At 57.6% G+C, this 3591-nt stretch carries 7 protein-coding genes and 1 pseudogene; all 8 read right to left on the bottom strand.

All coding sequences use genetic code 11. The annotated features are described in order from the left end of the window. Positions 1 to 315: 315 nt before the first annotated feature. The gene (locus HMPREF2935_RS13235) at positions 316 to 459 is read right to left on the bottom strand and encodes a hypothetical protein (protein ID WP_168166297.1); all 144 of its coding nucleotides are present in this window, start codon (positions 457 to 459) and stop codon (positions 316 to 318) included. Beyond that, positions 456 to 728, bottom strand: a complete 273-nt coding sequence (locus HMPREF2935_RS07280) for a hypothetical protein (protein ID WP_070732610.1) — start codon at positions 726 to 728, stop codon at positions 456 to 458. Before HMPREF2935_RS07280 ends, HMPREF2935_RS13235 begins: the two co-directional genes overlap by 4 nt. Before the next feature lie 70 nt (positions 729 to 798). Beyond that, positions 799 to 972, bottom strand: a complete 174-nt coding sequence (locus HMPREF2935_RS13230) for a hypothetical protein (protein ID WP_168166296.1) — start codon at positions 970 to 972, stop codon at positions 799 to 801. Between the two features lie 9 nt (positions 973 to 981). Next, on the bottom strand, positions 982 to 1404 hold the full coding sequence (locus tag HMPREF2935_RS07275; protein ID WP_070732608.1) for a single-stranded DNA-binding protein: 423 nt from the start codon (positions 1402 to 1404) through the stop codon (positions 982 to 984). Next, positions 1401 to 1640, bottom strand: coding sequence for a hypothetical protein (locus HMPREF2935_RS07270; protein WP_070732606.1), 240 nt, complete (start codon positions 1638 to 1640; stop codon positions 1401 to 1403). Before HMPREF2935_RS07270 ends, HMPREF2935_RS07275 begins: the two co-directional genes overlap by 4 nt. Then, the gene (locus HMPREF2935_RS07265; RefSeq protein WP_070732604.1) at positions 1640 to 2578 is read right to left on the bottom strand and encodes a hypothetical protein; all 939 of its coding nucleotides are present in this window, start codon (positions 2576 to 2578) and stop codon (positions 1640 to 1642) included. Before HMPREF2935_RS07265 ends, HMPREF2935_RS07270 begins: the two co-directional genes overlap by 1 nt. Positions 2579 to 2596: 18 nt before the next feature. Next, positions 2597 to 3211, bottom strand: coding sequence for a DUF1281 family ferredoxin-like fold protein (locus HMPREF2935_RS07260; RefSeq protein ID WP_070732601.1), 615 nt, complete (start codon positions 3209 to 3211; stop codon positions 2597 to 2599). A gap of 10 nt (positions 3212 to 3221) precedes the next feature. After that, positions 3222 to 3591: pseudogene (locus tag HMPREF2935_RS13225) on the bottom strand (hypothetical protein); the annotation flags it as partial.

Raw genomic sequence — 3591 nt, 5'->3', positions numbered from 1 at the left:
TTTTGGCGGCGCGATTTGCGTTTCTTTTCGCGCCAAACTGCGCGCTCTTCCTTACGCTCTTCGCGACTCGGTTGGTAGTCAAGCCATGATCGAAATGAGTAGCATTTCGCACCCAAATCGGATCGTGTTTCGACCCATAAACCACACTCAATTAGCGCACGAATCTGACTAGGAGTGCCCTTCAACGCCTTCACACGAGACGCCGGAATCACCCCATCCGTCTCATGCTTCGAGCACCAGGAACCAGACTTCACCCATAGCCCAATAGCCGCATTAGAAAGATTCTCCACCTTCGGATGGTCATAGAAACCATCATCAACTTTGAACCAAGTAATTTTCCTCCCCTCCTTCCAATTTGTAAGTAATCGTTGCGATGGCCAGGACCACGGCGGGGTTAATCACCACACCGTGGCGTGCCGCGCAGGCAATAGCCACGTAGGCGTGGTCTTGGATATTCATGCCGCGCGCGTAGCTTCTTTGACGAGTTCGCCTTCGAGGCGTCTTCCGGTCGTGGTGTACGTCCAGGTGCTCTGCCCTGGCTCGCTAGCCCGCTTGTTGGGGCGGATGAGCTCATGGCGTTGTAACCAGCGAATCGCGGCATCAGGCATATCATCCAGCGGGCGCTTGGTAGCGATCATTGTTCGCAAACCGCGTGGGATAGTCCGGCGGCATTCATTAACGGAGTTTGGGTTCTTGACCACTTTGGGGTTCGGCTCGCCGTAAGTCATAAAGGGTCCTTTCATAGGGGCTAATAGGAAAGCCCCGCTGTGGACTATTGGGGTCCTAGCGGGGCGAAAATCAGTCAGAATCGGGCGATTCGGTTGGGAACATGCGGCGAAGCCGCGCGCGTTGCACGCCAGTCAGCTTCACGCCGTTATCGTCGGCAAAAGCCAGGATTTCCTCGGCGGATACACCGGCGGTGGCCTCACGAGGCAGGCGCGTAATAGCCGCCATTGCATCGGGATTAGTCATGGGCTCCACCTAGAACGGCGGCTCACTGGGGCCAGTAGACAAACCAGCCGAAGGCGGCGCGTCCGAAGTTGCAACCTCCGCCAGCGAGGCAAAGACACTCTCCGCCCGGAACTCCGTCTTGTACCGATTCTCGCCCTGCTGGTTCTGCCAAGAGCGCTGCAGCAGGCGGCCATGCACAACAACGTGCGAACCCTTTCGCAGCACCTCGGTTGCCCACGCGGTCCACGGGATGACATCCCCGTTATCGAACTTCTTATCCCACAGCACCACGTCCACGACAGAGCGCGCGGAGGTCACCCACGTTACCTGCTGCTGGTCGTAGTACTTCGAGGATTGAATCAGCGTGAAATTCACAACCGGTGTGCCAGACGGGGTGTAGCGCAGATCCGGATCCGCCGCGAGGTGACCGGAGCGGTATTCATAATCAATCATTTTTCGTCCTCCTTATAGATGCATTGCTCCATGAGGAAAGACCACGCCAGAGATACGTGTTTCGACCACACCTCCGGGCTTTCGTTTTCGTTGATGATTGTGGCAAAGGCTCTCAATAATGCACCTGCTGCTTGACCTCTAGTCACTTCATCGTCTGCGCAGACGGTGACGCTGGAAATACTTCCCAGCTTTTCGGAATGGACGTTGACATCGAACGCATCAATCACCTCGGCCATTACCGTTCACCGCCTGCGATTTCGTTCCAGCGGTCGCGGGCCATCCGCAGAGCCTCATCCGGAACGGACGGATCCTGCTTGAGCTCTTCCGCGAAGGCGTTAACTTGGTCGGTGGTGGTGAGCCCAGCCAAGGCGGACTTTAAGTCCGCGAGTAGTTGATCATCGTCCGGCGAAGTAGCAGGCTGGGATTCAATTTCAGCGGGCTGCTCCTCCGTAGCCTCTTCACGAGCCGTAGAGCGGCCGAGCGCGGCCTGTAGCCCATCGGCTCCACGGCCTGGACGATCCGTGCGAGTAGCTTTCGCCTTCACAGTTGCCGGCCGATCTTCGAGCTGCAGCTCCTCAACCGACATCGGAACACCCTCGAGTACGTCGGCAGCCATGCGGCGGCATACCGCCATCGCAGCCTTAGCGTAGAGCATCTCCTGCGGCTGCGACTTGTACTTCGGATTAGACGTGAACCCGGCGGCCTTCGCGCGCTCAATGTCCCAGGTGGAATCAAAGACTTTATCCGAGCCTCGGCGACGCCCGTAGACTGTTACCGAATTGGTGGTCTCCTCGCCTACCCATACTTCATGCCCGCGGGACTGTACGAGCGCTACAGCGGTGCGAGCATAGATGGAAGGTTGGCCATGAACCGTGAACACATTCTGCAAGGATTTGGCGATGCCGAATCCGAGAGACGCGCCGAATACGGCGGCGGCCATCGCCTTAGCGATTGCGACGTCCTCGCCCTGGGCGGGGCCGTTCTTTTTCGGCTGGTGCGTAGGCAGGTAAATGTCTGGCACCATGCCTCCCTTAATCAAGGTGGGTACCACGCGGGCGGCCTTTTCGATGACTTCCAACTCGCGGTCAATCGCATCAATCGACGCGTTAGCGAAGTCAGTCTTTGCGGTTTGGATTTCAGCCTTAGTCGGCTCGTAGGTAGCAATTTCAGACATGCTTAGTCCTTTCTGTGGTTAGTTGGCGTCAAGCCAAAAAGGGTCAAAAGTAGGCTCGTCACCAATTAGGTGAGCAAAGCCGGGGAGAATATCGAAGGGGTCATAATCACGGGAATCGTTCTCCGAGGCTGGGAAATCCTCGCTATATTCCAGCGGCTCGCCCCGCATGACGAGGCAGTCCCAGTTCGCGACCCAGGCGCCATCGTCAGCCATGAGAGCGGCCGGGGATGGGACCTTTTCTAGGTTCCGGATGTAGTAAGCCCCGCGCTGCCCGTATCCGAGATCTTCTTCGGCGTAGATGACCGCGAAGGTCACGCGTGGAAGCAGTCGGGAAAGCTCTTCGATGATGGGCTCCGGGTGCTGCCAGGCGGTATCAAACGCGATCTCGCACAGCTCGTCTTTAACGACGGTGTGCTTCGCGCTCCATTTAGTGCCCCAGTGCGCGCGCGACCATTCAAACCATTTACGCGGGTTCTCCATCTCCATCATCGAGATACTGAGGGTATCCATCCATGGGGGCATTGGGATGAGGCGATTAAAATCAACCTCCCCCTCATCATCGAGCAGTATTTCCTTCACTTCGGCGAAGTGCGCCGGGTTGACGCGGATCCGGTTAGTAATCCAGTTCGGCATATTCTTCTCCTTAGACCGCGAGGTCGGCTTTCTTGTTGAACTGGACATAGGGCGTCTTTCCGCTGCGCGAGCGCCGGTCGGCAATCTTGGTTGTGCCCACGCGGGCATACTTCGCATTGCCCATGAGCTCCGCCAGTTCGGTCTTTGCCAGCTGGGCGGCGCGTACAGCTTCATCGGCGCCCACGATGGCGTCGAGCCAAGCCACCGCCTGCGCGTGGTCCAACTGAACTTCAGCCTCCGGGTCAATATCCGGGTGCAAACCGCGCACCGTCTCATAGGTAGACAGCGAGTCATCTAGCTCGGGGGCTTCACCAGTCTTGGTGGACACATAGATTTCTGCCAGCTGGTCAACCAGCGCGGCGAAGAGATCCTCACGCCAT

Source organism: Corynebacterium sp. HMSC076D02 (assembly GCF_001813815.1).
Lineage (GTDB): Bacteria > Actinomycetota > Actinomycetes > Mycobacteriales > Mycobacteriaceae > Corynebacterium > Corynebacterium simulans.
This window is presented reverse-complemented; position numbering and strand designations above follow the sequence as displayed.